Raw genomic sequence first — 14,923 nt, 5'->3', positions numbered from 1 at the left:
ATGAATATTAAAGATACTCTTCCCCATCGCTATCCATTTTTAATGATCGATAAAATTACAAATGTTAAAGAATCTCAATCAGCTACAGGATACAAACTGATCACAAATAACGAGTGGTTTATTAATAAAAATCAAAACTATATGCCTCATATGCTAATTGTAGAAGCACTGGCTCAACTTAGTGCTTTTGTAAGTACAGGTGAATCTGAAGGACTTGGTTTCCTCTCCTCTTTGGATGGGGTGGAATTTCATGAAAATGCGTATCCCGGTGATAAACTTGACTTACATTATGAATTAACACGTAACAGACGAGGTTTTATTCTTGGGAAAGGAATTGCCTCTGTAAACGGTCAATCAATCGTTACCATTGAAAAGCTATTAATATATCAAGCTGATTAAACAGATTACATAGTAAGGAGTAGGAAAATGCAGAATGTTGTAGGTATTGATGCTGGGGGAACATTAACAAAAATTGCTTACTTTAACGAAATGAACAAATTAGTTTTTAAAAAATTTTATTCATATGAACAAGAAAGAATTAAAGAATGGCTTTATAATAATAATAATTCAATTACACAATTATGCATTACAGGTGGTAAAGCTAAACAGTTAGAACAACTACTTTCAGGTTTATATGAAATAGTAGAGTTAAACGAGTTTGAAGCTACTTTAGCAGGAGTACGATACATACTAAAAGAAGAAAAGCTTGCTATAAACAACTTTGTATTAACAAATATCGGTACAGGTACTTCTATTCACTATGTTCACGACAAGCAATACGTTCGCGCTGGTGGAACTGGAGTTGGCGGTGGTACTATTATGGGTCTTTCAAAACTATTAACAAATATAGATCATTTTGAAGATGCGATTCCACTTACGAATATAGGCTCAAGAAAAAGTCTAGATATTACAGTTGGAGATATTTATGGTGGGATCCTCTCCCCTATTGATAATAACTTAACTGCTAGCAATTTCGGAAAAGCGACTATTACAGACTCAAATTATAGTAGTTCAGATATACTCGCTACCGTTCAAGGACTTGTCGGTGAAGTCGTCACAGCATTAAGCCTTCAATTCGCCGAAGCAAAAAATATTAACCATATCATTTACATCGGTTCTACTCTATGTAATAACATCCACCTTCAAAATATTATAAATAGCTATACAGAATATCAGAACAAAATTCCAGTCTTTTTACAAGATGGTGGTTATAGTGGTGCGATTGGTGCTTTACTTCATGTTACGAAATAAAAAAGCTGACTTTTGTCAGCTTTTTTTAAAGCAATACTTCAAATTCAATAATTGATTCTCCATTCTCTCCAATTCGTTCCACACTAATTCTATCGATTACACAGTGCAGCTTCTTATGAAAACAAGGAAGATCCCTTGCTAGTTAAGTAGCTAACTGCGAACTTTCTTTTCTTCCGACTGTTACATGGGGTATGTACGGAATGTCTTTTCTCAAAAGTGGTAGTAATGGTCCTGTATATAATTTATCATGTAGCTCTTCTATTTGTTCTTTTCCTTGCTCAATTTCTAAAAATAAATAGTCTCCTATACTAGTTACACCACTTGCAAACTCAATTTCAATTGTACCTATCCCTTTTGACAAATTCAAAATATGTGATTTCAATTTATTATTTGAAATATTACTTTCAAAAGGAAATACAATTGTTATGTGGGGCGGAATTAAACCAAATAAAGGATCGTGTATTTCTCGAATACTTTCTATCTCATCAGTAGACATGTTATTTAGAAAAAGTAAAATTGTACGCATTTTTATATCCCCCACTCTCCTCAATTTTTTATATTGCATGGTAGCTTGCACTTCAACAAGTTATTTCACTTACATAGAAAAATAAAAAACTTCTCAAATGAGAAGTTTTCATATAGCATGATTATTATTTTCCCGCCAAACTTTTCTGAATTTTATATAACAAGCAATTCTCCACGGAATAATATAAGACACCGCAACGACGTAAAATAATAAACCAATTGTTTGCGGATCTAAGCCAACAATATATTGTCTTGAACTATATCTTAAAATAACAATTCCGATAAAAGTAATTAAAAAGGCAGCACTTTTTTTCGTATAAATGTTTCCGTCTTCTCTTCGTTCATAGCTTGTTAGAAATATAAGTGGGATTGCGAAAAGAACCCCAATGAATGCTGCTATAGTCACTTGTAATATAGCTGGATGTACTGGACCAAAAAACAATAAAATACCCGGTGTTAAAAATAATAATGGCCACAAAATTCGTTTCCCATTTCCTTTTATCGGCTTATACATAGAACGAAAACGACGCCAAAATATTAGCAGTGCAACACATAAAAAGACTGTTATTAGTGAAGATGTATCTCCCATTGTCTTCCCTCTTTCTATAATAATCTAACAATATTTTAAACCGTTTGTTCGAATGAAACTTTACGAATAAATATACTACTAGTTATGATATATAGAATGGTTAATCCAATTGAAATCACAGTAAAATAGGGAATATCTATTAAAGATAGATCGCTTGTAAATAATAAACCTTTTATTCCTACCTCACCATAAAGCACACTGTTTGTTGTTAAAAAAAGTGTTCCACCAATCATAAGACCGATCCACTTAAATCGTTGTTTAAAAACAACTACTACTTGAAAGAAACATGCTGTCGTAACATAAAATAAAAATTGTAAAATAAACTGTTGTGCTAATAGTTCTCCAAAACTAGCATTCCCCATATTATATTTTATATCTTGTAAAAGCATTACTTGAAGAAATGAAAATAGTCCGGATTGCAGTACAATATAACAAATCGCTCCGATAAAATATTGTATCCTTGTCACACCAAATGAAATAGCTAAACGAAATAAATCATCTTGTATGATGAAAGTACTCCCTATTATAAACATCATAATTGCTATAGAAGGATTATTGATAAATTCAGGTAAATAACCAATTTTCATTCCATATAAATTAACAGCATTCATAGCCCCTTTTATTAATAAAGCTGCGATCCAAAATATTAAAATTGCCTTATAATGAAAATTCATATGTAACTTCAACTGCTTCATTAACATCGTCATTTCACTTCACCACCAGTTATGTGAATAAATAGTTTTTGTAATGTGATTTCATCAACTGCTAATCCTTCTTTTTCAAGAGAGTAATAATCTTCATTAGTAAATTTTCCCCATATAACAGCAATTCCTTTATTTCCATAAATTTCTCGATTTATAACTTTTTTATTGATCGAGAACTCATCCACTTTATCTTTTTGCCCTGATATAATATGACCTTGTTGTAATAAATCTTCCGCCGATGATTGAACAACTAGTCTTCCTTCTTTTATGATAATTACATCTTCAATAACATGGGTTACTTCTTCTACTAAATGTGTTGATAATATAATTGTTCGAGGATACTCACCGTAATCTTCTAATAGTAAACTATAAAATAACTCTCGATGTGCTGCGTCTAAACCAGTAGTTGGTTCATCAAAAATTGTAATTGGTGCCCTACTTGCTAGACCTTGAATAATCCCTACAACTGTTTGCATTCCGTGTGATAATTTATGATATTTCTCTTTCATATTAAGCTGAAATTTCCCTGCCAGTTCTTCCGCGTACTTCTGGTCCCAATTTTTATAAAACATGTTACATAACTTAAAAATTTCTTTTACTTTATAACTTAAATGCGCTTCTTCTTTCACTCTAACAAAACAAATGCTTCGCATCGCTTTACTATTTTCAAAAATATTTTCGCCAAATATAGATACACTTCCACTACTTGAAATAATTTGTCCAGCAAGTAAGTTTAATAAAGTCGTTTTCCCTGCTCCGTTTCTTCCAAGCAAACCATATATTTTATGATTTTCTACTTTAATTGTTACTTCGTTTACAGCTAGTTTCTTTTTATATTTTTTCATTAAATCTTTCGTTTCAAGTGCAAACATCACTCTTTCCCCTCCTTTGTAATTTTTTGTATCATGTCCATCAATTCGTCTTTTGATATTTCTAGTACTTTTGCTTCTTCCCACACTTTAGGTAAATATTGAGTCATAAAAGTATTTTGTCTTTTTTTTAGTACGACTTCTTTTGCTCCCTTTGCAACAAACATCCCGATCCCTCTCTTTTTATATAAAATCCCCTCATCCACTAATACATTTACCCCTTTAGCTGCAGTGGCTGGATTAATTTGTAACATCTTCGCAAATTGATTTGTCGATGGAACTTGTTCTTCTTCAAGTAATATGTCTTTTAAAATATCAGATTCAATGGTTTCTGCAATTTGTATGTATATTAACTTATTTTGTTCTAGAGTAGGTTTCACGATTTCACCACCTTAGGTTCCTAGGTTCATTACTTATGTAATTAACCATAGCACATCGTTTTATTTTTTTCCATAATTTTCATCAAAAAAAAGAATCATTCGATAATGAATGACTCCCTTTAAAAAATGTTCGTATTTTCAATCGTGAAATAACCCCATCTTCCTCCATATCACTTAGATTCCCGCACAGGATGTTCATCAAAAAATTGCTTCCGAAAATCTTTATTATTAACTAGCTTTTCTATTTTTTCTTGATTACCGTAAAAGAAGTTCATTACGATTCCCTTATTCCATATAAGATCATCCTTTGGCAAATCATTAAATTCTTTATAAAGTATGGGTAAAAGTTCTTCTCTTTTCAATGTAAAACTTTGATTTTCAACCTGAAACTCATATCCTTTCGCATTTGGTACTAAAATTGCAAGATAAATAGCGTTAAAGAGAAAATTCTTCTTCATCGTATCCTTCCCATCAAACCAATACGTCTCAATCATGTCATCTGTAAGATTTCCATTCTCTTTTGCACCATATTTCACTTTAATATTTTCATTTTCTAAACTTATACTTTGAACTGTTTCACCACCAGATAAGTTTTTAACAATCGCAAACACGTCGGAATTATTTCCAACGTATGTCCCCGTATATTTTTTAAAAGCCCCAGGTTCAATATGTGATATTTCTTTTATTTGTTCCCCATTAGAACAAGCAGTAACAAATAAAAAAATTGTTAGCATAACACCTGCTATTCTATTCATATACTTCATTAGACACCCCCAAGTTCTATTAATTATCCAATCTATACAATGTATCCCTTAAAAACCCTTTAAAATATACGCATTTTAATCAAAATTAAAAATTTTCAATTTTTATGTTTACAATTATCCATTAATTGTATATACTTACTAACGTAAGAAAAATATTCTAAAAGGAGGTCGAAGGAAATGATGAAATTACAATTACATGCTTTAACTTTAGCGTTAACTGCACCTGTGTTTTTCGGACAATTAAATATGAATTCGACCACCCTAATGGAGAATTAAAAATCGTACTTTATTTCTTTTAATTCATAAATTCGCCACAGGAGGTCGTATACTTTCCTGTGGCTTTTTCACGCCTAGCCATAGGAGAACGATATCTTCCTGTGGCTTTTTTGTGCGATTTTTTAGTCTCTTACATTATTTTTTAAAGAAAGGAGCAACATTCGATGACTATTAGCGTATTGTTTTTAAGTATTACGATTCAAAGAAATGCACTTTCCAAAGCTGAAATTCTTCATAATGAGCAAATTGCAAAAGCTATGAATGATGTTAAGGAACGCCAAGTGCTTTATTGTGATCACCTGTAATTCCTTTTCGAAAGGAGGAATTCGTCTATGACTTTTCATATTTTCTTTTTTACGACAGCACTTCAGAAAAAAACGTTATCTGAAGCTGAAATCTTTCGTAAACAACAATTAAAACAAACTATGGATAAAATAACGGACATTAAAAGTTCGTATTATACACAAATGTATTAAAAATATTTTTTAAAGGGGCAATAACCTAATGAAATTTAAAGCTTTCTTTTTAACGATTACCATTCAAAAACGTAAACTTTCAAAAGATGAAATTTCTCGCGAACAACAAATTAAAAATATTATGGACGGAGTAAAAGAGCGTCAGTCCTCTTATTACAATCGTCTTTACTAAATAAATTATAAAGGGGTAATATCCAATGAAATTCAGAGTATTATTTTTAACTATTACCATTCAAAAAAATAAACTGTCTGAGTCTGATATGCTTCATGACCGACAAATTGAACAGGCTATGGACAACGTAAAGGAACGACAAAGTCATTATTGTAGTCACCTGTAATTCCTATTCGAAAGGAGGAATTCATGTATGAAGTTTCACCTTTTCTTTTTAACCATTACGATTCAAAAAGAAACTATATCTGCAAATGAAGCAAAACAAGAGAAACAGTATAAAAAGATTATAGATGAAATTCGTGATCGTAGAAGCAAGTACTACACTCACCTATAATTGTTTGAACTTATATTAGAAATGAAAGGAGTCGATTATGATGTTAATAACGCGGTGTAAAGAAATGATTTGGATAGTTCAGAGGGATTCCACATAGTTTATTTAACAAAAATTCACCGCCTGATTTGATGTGTAAAAAATATATAATAATACGTATTTCATACACTCAAAAAAATAAAAGATACACCTCTTTTTATTAAGCGGTGTATCTTTCTCAACATATTCTATTTCCGTTTACTTCGTTTCGTCTTAAACAATCTCACTAAGTTCGAAACAACTGTTTTTGTTACCGCATAAGCTGGTACTGCTAAAATCATTCCGATAATTCCCGCGAAATTACCTACCCCTAAAATAAGGATGATAATTGTTAACGGATGGATATTTAATTTTGAACTCATAATACGCGGTGAAATGATGTTACTTTCAAACTGTTGTACGATTGTTACTATAATAATTACGTACAAAGCTTGCATCGGAGATACGAACAGACCTATAATGACAGCTGGTGCTGCTCCGATAAATGGACCTAAGTTCGGAATTATATTTGTAAATGCTGCGATAATTCCTAAAACGAAAGCATACGGTAAACCGATAATTAAATAACCAGTAAATGTAAAAGCACCTATAAATAAACAAACGAGCGCTTGACCTTGAATATATGCAGATAATGTTTCGTTCGTTTCCTTTATGATACGAAGTCCTTCTTCACGGTAAGACTCTGGTAATACACTAACAGCTTTTCCTGGAAATGCATGTCCATCTTTAAACATATAAAATAAAATGAACGGTACTGTAAAGATAACTAACGCCACGTTCGTGATAATACCAAATAAAGCCGTTGCACTCGACGTAATTGTGTTTGGTATACCCTTTAAGTATTCAATCGCATTTTTCTCAATTGTTTCAATGGAAACGTAGTTTTGTGTAGATAACCATTCAAATAACCTATGATGGGATAGATCTTGTATGTATACTTTTCCCTCTTTTATATAAGTCGGCATGTTTTTCACTAAATCCATTAGCTGTTGTGAGATGGTTGGAACAACTACTCCAATAGCAACTCCAGTTAATGTGATGATAAAAAGATACAGTAGTAAAATCGCTAAACCTCTAGGAACTTTTTTATTCTCCAAAAAGACTAACAATGGGTTAAATATGAAGTATAAAAATAACGCGATTAAAATTGGGAAAAATAATGTTGATATGAAGATACCAATCGGTTGAAATAGAAACGATATTTTTGTGCAAATAAATATAATTCCTACAACCATCAGCACTTCTAATGTCCAAAAGTGCACTTTCGATTTCAAAAAAACGTCCTCCTTTAAACTAGCACTTCTCTTCATTGTACCAAATTAAACTTAGATTTCACATAATATTTTCTTTTACAATATTCCAAAATCCCATTAAATACACTACAATGAGATTACAGACAAATTTGCAGGTAAAGGTGATAAATATGACACAATGCATCATTTGCAGAAAAGATACGAAAGAACTTAGTGAACAATATGTCATTCCAGAGATATTATGTGGATATTATTTCACAAACTCAATTTGTGATTCCTGTCATGAACATATGACAACAAATATTGACCGTCCTTTAATTAGACATAAATTAAGTCAATATAAGATTGAGCAAATGAAAAAACAAATCGACTCCCCTCTCTATACGAATGAACATGGTGAGGAGCTAGCAGCCGCTGAGACAGATGTAGTCGAAGTAAGTGATGAGATACTTTATTCTAATGCATTAATTATGAAACTATGTAAAAAGCACGATATTTCATTACATAATGAAATTTGGAAAGAAGAGCGCGTAACAAAAGTGGCTAGTTCTATTCAACGTGAATTGCTTTTAGATAACCGTAAATATAAAATGAGTGTATTAAAAATGGCTTATACTTTTGCTGTACAAACAATTGATGGCTACTTTGACGATCTAGATGCGATTGATATTTCTACCATTCTATTAAATGCCGATTTCATGGAATTAAAGGAAAAGAGTATCGTTCGTGACTTAAGCAAAAGCTCTTTATGGAATACATTAAATACAACGAGCGAAAACCATTATTTTATTTTACTTAGTGATAAAGACGGTCTGTTCTGCTTCATTCGCCTATTTGATATTTTTGATGTTGTTGTTCATTTATCAGAAGAGAGATACAATCTTCCATCACCAATTGTCGGCGTAAATAATGTAGACAAAAAAGGATTTTTTGTGGAAAGTTTAAAACAGTATATGGATGGGCTATTTAAAGAAACTACACGTTCCATTTAATCCATACGAGAACATACGGTCTCCTTTCTTCATAAAAAGACACTGTGTTATAATGAGTGTGAAAAGAACAATACAATCACATAAAACAATTAAAAACTGTATATAAATAAAAAAGACTAGTGTGCGGCTACACACTAGTCCACGTAACTTAGCAGATTGGATTGTTCATTTATCCTATTTGTTTCGTACAAACACAACAACCCACATTCTATAGGCATAGGTGGGTTGTTATTTTTTGAGCTTGTCAATTAAGACGACAATAAACGTTAACAATGCAATGAGAAACAGTCCACCTTGCAGTAACAACGCAATTTCACTCACTTATTATCACCCCCCTCCTACTCAGAGAAGTGATAATTGAACAACCAACCGTACCATAAGTTACCTCTTAATTTTATCATATTTTTTAATTGTTTACGACGAAAACCCGCAAGCTAGTAACCTGCGAGTTTTTTTATTTCTCACTATTTTTACTCATGTTTTAACTTTCCCTTAAGAACATCATAAAATTTCCGTTCATCATCTACATTTAAGTGAACACGACTTACTGTTTTAGAAAATCCATATAACAACTGTGCTTTAATTGGCTCTTTTAACGTTATTTCAAAAGTTGCAGGTTCTTTTATAAATTCCATAACAGTTGCGTCAAGAACCTCTTTCTCTTCTTCTTTCGTTAAAGGTTCGCCTTTATAAAACACAATGTTATCAATTTGTGTAAATGGTATAACGATTTTCTTTCCTAATCCAATTTGAATAATTACTTTTTCTTCCGCAATGATAATTGGATTTTTACGCATCGCTTGTATTTCAGCTAAAAAATAAAACATCGCATATATGTTTAAGATGAGTAAAATCCAAGCTATTATTGGATTCCATTGATGAAGTAAATAATGAAAACCGATACTTTCAATTAATGTTGCATGAATAATCATGATATACACACCTATTGCACCGGTCTTTTTATGATATGAATATATGAATTCATTTTCTGGTACTTTTACACGCCACGATAAAAACGCATAATAAAGTAGTTTACACTCTGAAAGAATAACATTCACCGCTGTACTTCTTTTCATAGTAGCGTCAAATGCTTTATCAATCGCATAAGAGAATGATTGATATTCTCTTATATACTCTTTATATATTTTCATTATTTTAGGAAGAGCTCTAATAATTTTATATACGATGAAAAGCTCTAACCCTATAAAGGCAATTTCTCCAGCCACAATAATATACGAAACAAATGAATAGGCTTGTAAATAATCGCTTGGGATAATAAATCTTGCGAATATGTATCCAGCAATTACGACAGGAAAGATATACGTTAACGAATATCGCTTTCGGATAATAATGAAATATGTAATAACTGGAATTACAAATATAAAATCCAATAATGAACCGAGCGCTACTTCCTCTGGTACAGCTGGTGTAATTGGAAGGGAATATACTAAATAATTCGACAACATAATTACAGCTACGAGCCCTATCCACACACCTTTTCGCCTTCGTGAAATTGAAGAATTCATTCATTCCTTCTCTCCTTTATTTAAAGACCTCATTTAAATTATCTTTATAAAATGAGATAGCACGTTCAAATTCTTTTACCTCATCTGCTTTCACAACTGTCTCTAAAAGTAATTTCATCGCTTCTTCATGATCTTTCACGTTGTATTTTGCTAGTGATAAAAACACTTTCATCACATCATTTTCTGGGAACTTCTTCATCCCAGCTTCTAATACTGTGATCGCTTTATCGTATTCCCCAATACAACGATACGTGCTGCCAAGACCGATATACGCACCGCGAAGGGATTCACCATCAAGTCCGTTCGCAATTGCCTGTTCATAATACGGAACCGCCTCCATTTCAAGGCCCATGGCATCATGTATCCAAGCGCATTGATATAGCACTTCTGCATCCCTCGTAAAGTTTGTTAATCCTATAAGGATCTCTCTAGACTGCGCATATTTCTTTTCATTTCTAAGTTTAATAGCCTGCTTTAATAAATGTTCCATAGAATCCACTCCTCACAAAATGTTCATTATGCATATATCATGTATTACACATTTACGAGCAGCTAATGGCCTATTCTATTGATTCAATTTAATAATTAATGAGAGATACGTTCCCCCACTAATTTAATATTAACTCCATTATATACTATGCGACTACAGCTCTTTCTAAAAGCTTAAATTTCCATAGCAGTAATACGATTGCATAAATGCTCTAACATATTGACAATTTCTTTTGCAGTTTCATCTTTCCCATTACATAACTTCACAGTACCATCTTGTCCAATAACGTGATGCACAGCCCCGCGAGAATATAAAGAATGCGGTGAGTTTGCTACCATTACACTTGCTTTTGCATCTTCCATTCTTTTGCTTGCTCTTTCAATAAGTTCTGCTTCATTTACATCACTTTCAAGTTTAAAGCCAACGAGTATCGTCTCTGGATCCCAATTCTTTATTTGTTTTAATACTTTTGGTGCTTTTTGAAAATGAATAATCGGTGCGATATCACTTGAAATCTTTCCGTTCATATTAAGAACAGTTCCATCTTGGTCACAAACCTTTTCGACAACCCAATCTGAACCAGCAGCAGCCATAATAACTGCATCTACTTTTTCATGTGTGATAATACTTTTCATCTTATCTTGTAAATCAATAATCCCCTCAAATGGGTGCAATTCTAATTGGTTATTTACATCACTTGGCTTCTCCGCAAAATAACCGTGTAAATATATAACATGTGCTCCTTTTGCCATAAGCTCTTCCGCCATAATTCTCCCAATCGTACCTTTTGCTAAATTTGTATGTCCGCGTACTTGATCCCATTTTTCTAGGCAGCCACCACTCGTTATTAATATCTTTTTCCCCTTCATCATAACCATCCCTTACTGATTTTTCGTACGAAACCACTCTACACCAAAATCAACTACATCACGTTGCTTCATAAAGCGGCACGTTGCATTTCCTATCTTCCCAAGAGTAACAGTTCCTTTACGTTCGAACTCTACTCCAATTTCTACAAACGTATCAGACTCGTAATCCATTTCAACAAACTCTTTCCATACTCTTACACCGTTTTCTATAATAGGTGCACCTACTTTTATTAATTCCCGTGCACCTGTACGTACTTCAGATAGGTGCATAGACGTATTGGAATCATATCCGACTCCAATTAATAATATGTATCCATCTAAATCATATATTTTTCTTAACGGTGATTCTTCTCCCAAGCTCATTGATAGCGAGTGATTCATTGTAATTTCCTCTGCATTTTTCCCCCATGCGGCAAAGCTTCCTAGCGGATGATTGCTGCGCGATACATTCGGATATGTACGAAAACACTCAACTATTTTTCCCATTGCCCTTGTTGGTGTTGTATTTGGGTTAAATGCCGGAACGCTATCTCTAATAACTTGCCACCATTCTTCTGGTACAGGTGGTCTTCCCCAATGTTTCGGGTCGGATAAATCCGAAGATTGTGTTGGCATAATTATTGTTCCTTCTTCCGTAACAACCTTCATTAATGCCTCTACTACGGCCACCGACCCGCCGGATATCCAGCCGAGAGAACTTAATGATGAATGAACAATAATTGTCATTCCTTTTTCTACTCCTAATGCTTTTAAATCGTTTGTAATTGTTTCAATTGTATTTGGAAATTGTGTACTCGCCACTATTTCATTCATTTTCACGATGGTTCCCCCATTTTGCTTTAAACTAATACATAAATATATTATCATATTTTTCTTAATTTTTAACATAATCATTTGGATTACTATACACCTATTGTTCTTATCATATCGAAAACAGTTAAATTATGGTATATTTATTTAAAATTTTAAAAAAAAGGTGAACACAATGAAGAAAATTATATTACCCCTTTTCATATTAGGAATTATTAGCTTAAGTGGCTGTACTTTTTCTAATAATGAATATGAAGATTTTTGGGTGTTAGAAAAATCTAGATATAACGAAGGTGGATATGGCCCTTCAAACTTATATGAAAAAGCACAGGAAGATCCAACTATGATTCATTACTCAAACGATAACATTAGTGAAGGAAAGAGGATGGTATATTTAGCATTTGGAGAAAAGTATAAAAACGATAAAATTACAGTAAAAGAAGTTAAAGACGAAAAAGATACATCGGTTATCGTCTTACGTATTGAAAAAAATAAAGGAAAAGATAAAAACCCTGTTATGTATATCGGTGTGCCTAAACTTAGAGATTTTATTAAAATAGTAGATGAAGATGGTAAGAAAATTTTTGAAATGAAACAAAATGAAAGCGTTACATCACAGCAATGAAAAATTTTCACTCTAGCAATCCTAATTTATACTTTATACTAATATGAAATAACCCATCACAAATGATGGGCTATTTGTTAATTACTTTTTAATTCAACTGTTGCTACCCTTCAATCGTAACCCCAGTAAACATTGATAAATTCCCGGTTATTCTTTCTCCTACTCGTAAAAACAGTCCTGCTGCTCTTCCGCTAATACAATGCGAACCGATAAGAAGTTTACCAGTATACGGTCCATCCCATGTATCAATTGTATAATCAGGCATGTCTACGTATTGCTGATATATTTTTCGTTGTTCAAAATAATACTCTGTTTGATCTTCAGCTAATAGTTCATCATTTTCGTATATAGATACTCCTCCACCTTCTCGACCGTATAAAGGTTTAGAAACATATGATTCATTTCTTTCTAAAAATGGCTTATTTGTAAAATATGTTGGTAGGAAGTATTTATTAATAATATTACGCTCTTCTTCTTCAAAGAAAACCACTTCTTCATAAAGCTTCCAAATTAATGCGAGTACACTTTTGTTTTGCATAACAAAAGCAGCCGGTGGATTGATAATTTGCACTCTTCCTTGTGCGATATGATTTAAAAATTGTAGACCGATTCTTTTCCCATTTTTATCAACATCTGAAACTAAATATTCAATTGGATACAGTCGATATAAATAATGGATTCGCTCTCCATTTGGCGTATATATTCCATCATCTGCAACGACGATATCTTGTATGCCAACATATTCCGTGGACTGATCTAAGCAATAACTTCTTAAAAATTGAACTGTTTGATGATCTTCATCGTGCCAATCATAACTAGTAAAATATATCGTTTCTTCATGTCCTATATTATAGTCGTGTTTAATTTGTTCCCATGCCTGCACAATATGCTCCTCAATGTGATTCGGGTGATTCACATCGTGATAACGGCACAACACTTCATTTGCGACAGACGGTTCTAAATAACCTGTTGGTGTATCACAATTTACTTCTATTAATTTAATATCATCACCATTTACGATAAAGTCAAACCTTGTAAAATATGAAAATAAACCAGTATGTTTCATTCTCGCAATTTCCCACGTTTCAGGCGGGAATCCAAGTTTTTGAAAATCTTCAGTCGTATTTACAATATATTGATACGTTCTATATAACACATACATAATTTCTTCCGTCGCTTTAGAAATTGCAGTATATGTACGTACTGGCATCCGGTACATACCAGTTGCCATATATTGATTCCATTCTTCATTCTCTAAAAGACTTGGCCACGTAAATCCATTTCTACTAGCCTCTTCTGCAAGAGAAAACCATACTTTCATATACGCTTCCTGTTCTTGTTCTGTATACATTTCTCCATTATCCTTTCAAATTAGGATCCAGCTGGTGCTTTTGCGTTTCCAATTCCACTTGAACCAGAATTCACTTTCGGCGTTTGCGTAGTAGATGATTTTGACGTGTTTGAATCTGTTGTTACTTTATTTGAACTATTCGGTTGTTCTTTATTTAAATCTACTTTTTTTGAAGAATCATTATTTCTACTAGTGCCACCGTAATACCCACCACCACCGCTGCCACCACTTCTTCGCTCATCTTTTTCACGGTATGGAATAATATTATTTGCATATGGTTTCTTTGTAAGATTTGGTTTCGCAGTACTATACATATTCGACGTCTTACTTGCTAGTAAATAGCCAGCAACGAACGGAAGTATTGGCAGATGGGAGCTCTCATTATTAAATGAAGCAGGTGAATTATTATCTCTACATAATTCTTCTTTTTCTATATTTTCTGTCGTTGGCGCTTTATCATCACAATTTAATGCTTCTTGTTTGCTTTCTTGCTTCGTACCATCTGTTTTTACCGCACTACTTTCTTTTTGTGCGCTCTCTTCATCATTATCAGCACATCCTGTTAATAAAAAAGATGACACTCCTATTGAAGCTGCAATTTTCACAAATTTACTTTTATCCATTCTCATGT

At 32.8% G+C, this 14,923-nt stretch carries 22 protein-coding genes and 1 pseudogene; 9 read left to right on the top strand and 14 right to left on the bottom strand.

All coding sequences use genetic code 11. The features are described 5' to 3' along the window. Complete coding sequence (locus MR071_RS03705; protein WP_078182100.1) at nucleotides 1-399, top strand: 3-hydroxyacyl-ACP dehydratase FabZ family protein; 399 nt, start codon at nucleotides 1-3, stop codon at nucleotides 397-399. A gap of 27 nt (nucleotides 400-426) precedes the next feature. Further along, on the top strand, nucleotides 427-1,251 hold the full coding sequence (gene coaW, locus MR071_RS03700; RefSeq protein ID WP_242234998.1) for a type II pantothenate kinase: 825 nt from the start codon (nucleotides 427-429) through the stop codon (nucleotides 1,249-1,251). A 25-nt stretch (nucleotides 1,252-1,276) separates the two neighbouring features. On the opposite strand, the pseudogene MR071_RS03695 reads toward coaW, so the two are convergent. The 6 genes and pseudogenes from MR071_RS03695 to MR071_RS03670 all read right to left on the bottom strand — a co-directional run bounded on the left by MR071_RS03695 (nucleotide 1,277) and on the right by MR071_RS03670 (nucleotide 5,082). Next, nucleotides 1,277-1,777 (bottom strand): annotated as a pseudogene (locus MR071_RS03695) (2'-5' RNA ligase family protein). Nucleotides 1,778-1,885: 108 nt separating this feature from the next. Beyond that, the gene (locus MR071_RS03690; RefSeq protein WP_105585007.1) at nucleotides 1,886-2,365 is read right to left on the bottom strand and encodes a CcdC family protein; all 480 of its coding nucleotides are present in this window, start codon (nucleotides 2,363-2,365) and stop codon (nucleotides 1,886-1,888) included. A gap of 35 nt (nucleotides 2,366-2,400) precedes the next feature. After that, nucleotides 2,401-3,072 carry a DUF4052 family protein gene (locus MR071_RS03685; protein WP_242234996.1) on the bottom strand — a complete coding sequence of 224 codons (672 nt, stop codon included), beginning with the start codon at nucleotides 3,070-3,072 and terminating at the stop codon, nucleotides 2,401-2,403. After that, on the bottom strand, nucleotides 3,069-3,941 hold the full coding sequence (locus MR071_RS03680; RefSeq protein WP_105585009.1) for an ATP-binding cassette domain-containing protein: 873 nt from the start codon (nucleotides 3,939-3,941) through the stop codon (nucleotides 3,069-3,071). Before MR071_RS03680 ends, MR071_RS03685 begins: the two co-directional genes overlap by 4 nt. Continuing rightward, nucleotides 3,941-4,318: a GntR family transcriptional regulator gene (locus MR071_RS03675; RefSeq protein WP_105585010.1), complete on the bottom strand. Its 378-nt coding sequence runs from the start codon at nucleotides 4,316-4,318 to the stop codon at nucleotides 3,941-3,943. The genes MR071_RS03680 and MR071_RS03675 overlap by 1 nt, the downstream gene beginning before the upstream one ends. A gap of 170 nt (nucleotides 4,319-4,488) precedes the next feature. Beyond that, the gene (locus MR071_RS03670; protein ID WP_242234994.1) at nucleotides 4,489-5,082 is read right to left on the bottom strand and encodes a DUF4825 domain-containing protein; all 594 of its coding nucleotides are present in this window, start codon (nucleotides 5,080-5,082) and stop codon (nucleotides 4,489-4,491) included. Between the two features lie 440 nt (nucleotides 5,083-5,522). Between MR071_RS03670 and MR071_RS03665 the strand changes: the two genes are divergently transcribed. From MR071_RS03665 to MR071_RS03645, 5 genes are read left to right on the top strand one after another with little or no spacing between them, the layout of a single operon-like run. Next, on the top strand, nucleotides 5,523-5,663 hold the full coding sequence (locus MR071_RS03665) for a YrzI family small protein (RefSeq protein WP_105585012.1): 141 nt from the start codon (nucleotides 5,523-5,525) through the stop codon (nucleotides 5,661-5,663). A 27-nt stretch (nucleotides 5,664-5,690) separates the two neighbouring features. Then, the gene (locus MR071_RS03660; protein WP_000142704.1) at nucleotides 5,691-5,834 is read left to right on the top strand and encodes a YrzI family small protein; all 144 of its coding nucleotides are present in this window, start codon (nucleotides 5,691-5,693) and stop codon (nucleotides 5,832-5,834) included. A gap of 28 nt (nucleotides 5,835-5,862) precedes the next feature. After that, complete coding sequence (locus MR071_RS03655; RefSeq protein WP_016100548.1) at nucleotides 5,863-6,006, top strand: YrzI family small protein; 144 nt, start codon at nucleotides 5,863-5,865, stop codon at nucleotides 6,004-6,006. Nucleotides 6,007-6,031: 25 nt separating this feature from the next. Then, complete coding sequence (locus MR071_RS03650) at nucleotides 6,032-6,172, top strand: YrzI family small protein (RefSeq protein ID WP_002147207.1); 141 nt, start codon at nucleotides 6,032-6,034, stop codon at nucleotides 6,170-6,172. A 27-nt stretch (nucleotides 6,173-6,199) separates the two neighbouring features. Further along, entirely contained in the window at nucleotides 6,200-6,340 is a 141-nt protein-coding gene (locus MR071_RS03645; protein ID WP_002142199.1) for a YrzI family small protein, read from the top strand. Between the two features lie 224 nt (nucleotides 6,341-6,564). On the opposite strand, the gene MR071_RS03640 is transcribed toward MR071_RS03645, so the two are convergent. Further along, nucleotides 6,565-7,650: an AI-2E family transporter gene (locus MR071_RS03640; RefSeq protein WP_105585013.1), complete on the bottom strand. Its 1,086-nt coding sequence runs from the start codon at nucleotides 7,648-7,650 to the stop codon at nucleotides 6,565-6,567. A gap of 149 nt (nucleotides 7,651-7,799) precedes the next feature. On the opposite strand from MR071_RS03640, the gene MR071_RS03635 reads away from it, so the two are divergent. Further along, the gene (locus MR071_RS03635; RefSeq protein ID WP_242234992.1) at nucleotides 7,800-8,621 is read left to right on the top strand and encodes an HNH endonuclease; all 822 of its coding nucleotides are present in this window, start codon (nucleotides 7,800-7,802) and stop codon (nucleotides 8,619-8,621) included. A 228-nt stretch (nucleotides 8,622-8,849) separates the two neighbouring features. Here MR071_RS03635 and MR071_RS03630 read toward each other — a convergent pair whose 3' ends face one another. The 5 genes from MR071_RS03630 to MR071_RS03610 all read right to left on the bottom strand — a co-directional run bounded on the left by MR071_RS03630 (nucleotide 8,850) and on the right by MR071_RS03610 (nucleotide 12,319). Next, the gene (locus tag MR071_RS03630) at nucleotides 8,850-8,942 is read right to left on the bottom strand and encodes a putative holin-like toxin (protein ID WP_001289318.1); all 93 of its coding nucleotides are present in this window, start codon (nucleotides 8,940-8,942) and stop codon (nucleotides 8,850-8,852) included. A gap of 149 nt (nucleotides 8,943-9,091) precedes the next feature. Continuing rightward, nucleotides 9,092-10,147, bottom strand: coding sequence for a hypothetical protein (locus tag MR071_RS03625; RefSeq protein ID WP_242234989.1), 1,056 nt, complete (start codon nucleotides 10,145-10,147; stop codon nucleotides 9,092-9,094). A 16-nt stretch (nucleotides 10,148-10,163) separates the two neighbouring features. After that, nucleotides 10,164-10,637, bottom strand: coding sequence for a tetratricopeptide repeat protein (locus MR071_RS03620; RefSeq protein WP_142395782.1), 474 nt, complete (start codon nucleotides 10,635-10,637; stop codon nucleotides 10,164-10,166). A 173-nt stretch (nucleotides 10,638-10,810) separates the two neighbouring features. After that, nucleotides 10,811-11,506, bottom strand: coding sequence for a phosphopantothenoylcysteine decarboxylase domain-containing protein (locus MR071_RS03615; protein ID WP_242234986.1), 696 nt, complete (start codon nucleotides 11,504-11,506; stop codon nucleotides 10,811-10,813). A 12-nt stretch (nucleotides 11,507-11,518) separates the two neighbouring features. Then, nucleotides 11,519-12,319 carry an AAC(3) family N-acetyltransferase gene (locus tag MR071_RS03610; RefSeq protein WP_181149465.1) on the bottom strand — a complete coding sequence of 267 codons (801 nt, stop codon included), beginning with the start codon at nucleotides 12,317-12,319 and terminating at the stop codon, nucleotides 11,519-11,521. Between the two features lie 172 nt (nucleotides 12,320-12,491). Between MR071_RS03610 and MR071_RS03605 the strand changes: the two genes are divergently transcribed. Next, nucleotides 12,492-12,941: a hypothetical protein gene (locus tag MR071_RS03605; protein WP_242234985.1), complete on the top strand. Its 450-nt coding sequence runs from the start codon at nucleotides 12,492-12,494 to the stop codon at nucleotides 12,939-12,941. 103 nt (nucleotides 12,942-13,044) lie between these two features. On the opposite strand, the gene MR071_RS03600 is transcribed toward MR071_RS03605, so the two are convergent. Continuing rightward, nucleotides 13,045-14,292 carry a glutathionylspermidine synthase family protein gene (locus MR071_RS03600; protein WP_105585020.1) on the bottom strand — a complete coding sequence of 416 codons (1,248 nt, stop codon included), beginning with the start codon at nucleotides 14,290-14,292 and terminating at the stop codon, nucleotides 13,045-13,047. A gap of 20 nt (nucleotides 14,293-14,312) precedes the next feature. Continuing rightward, on the bottom strand, nucleotides 14,313-14,921 hold the full coding sequence (locus MR071_RS03595; protein WP_242234982.1) for a hypothetical protein: 609 nt from the start codon (nucleotides 14,919-14,921) through the stop codon (nucleotides 14,313-14,315). Nucleotides 14,922-14,923 lie beyond the last annotated feature (2 nt).

This window comes from Bacillus cereus group sp. BfR-BA-01316, from assembly GCF_022664195.1.
Classification (GTDB): Bacteria; Bacillota; Bacilli; order Bacillales; family Bacillaceae_G; genus Bacillus_A.
Note: the sequence above shows the minus strand (reverse complement) of the source record. Positions and strands in the feature narration are given on the sequence as shown.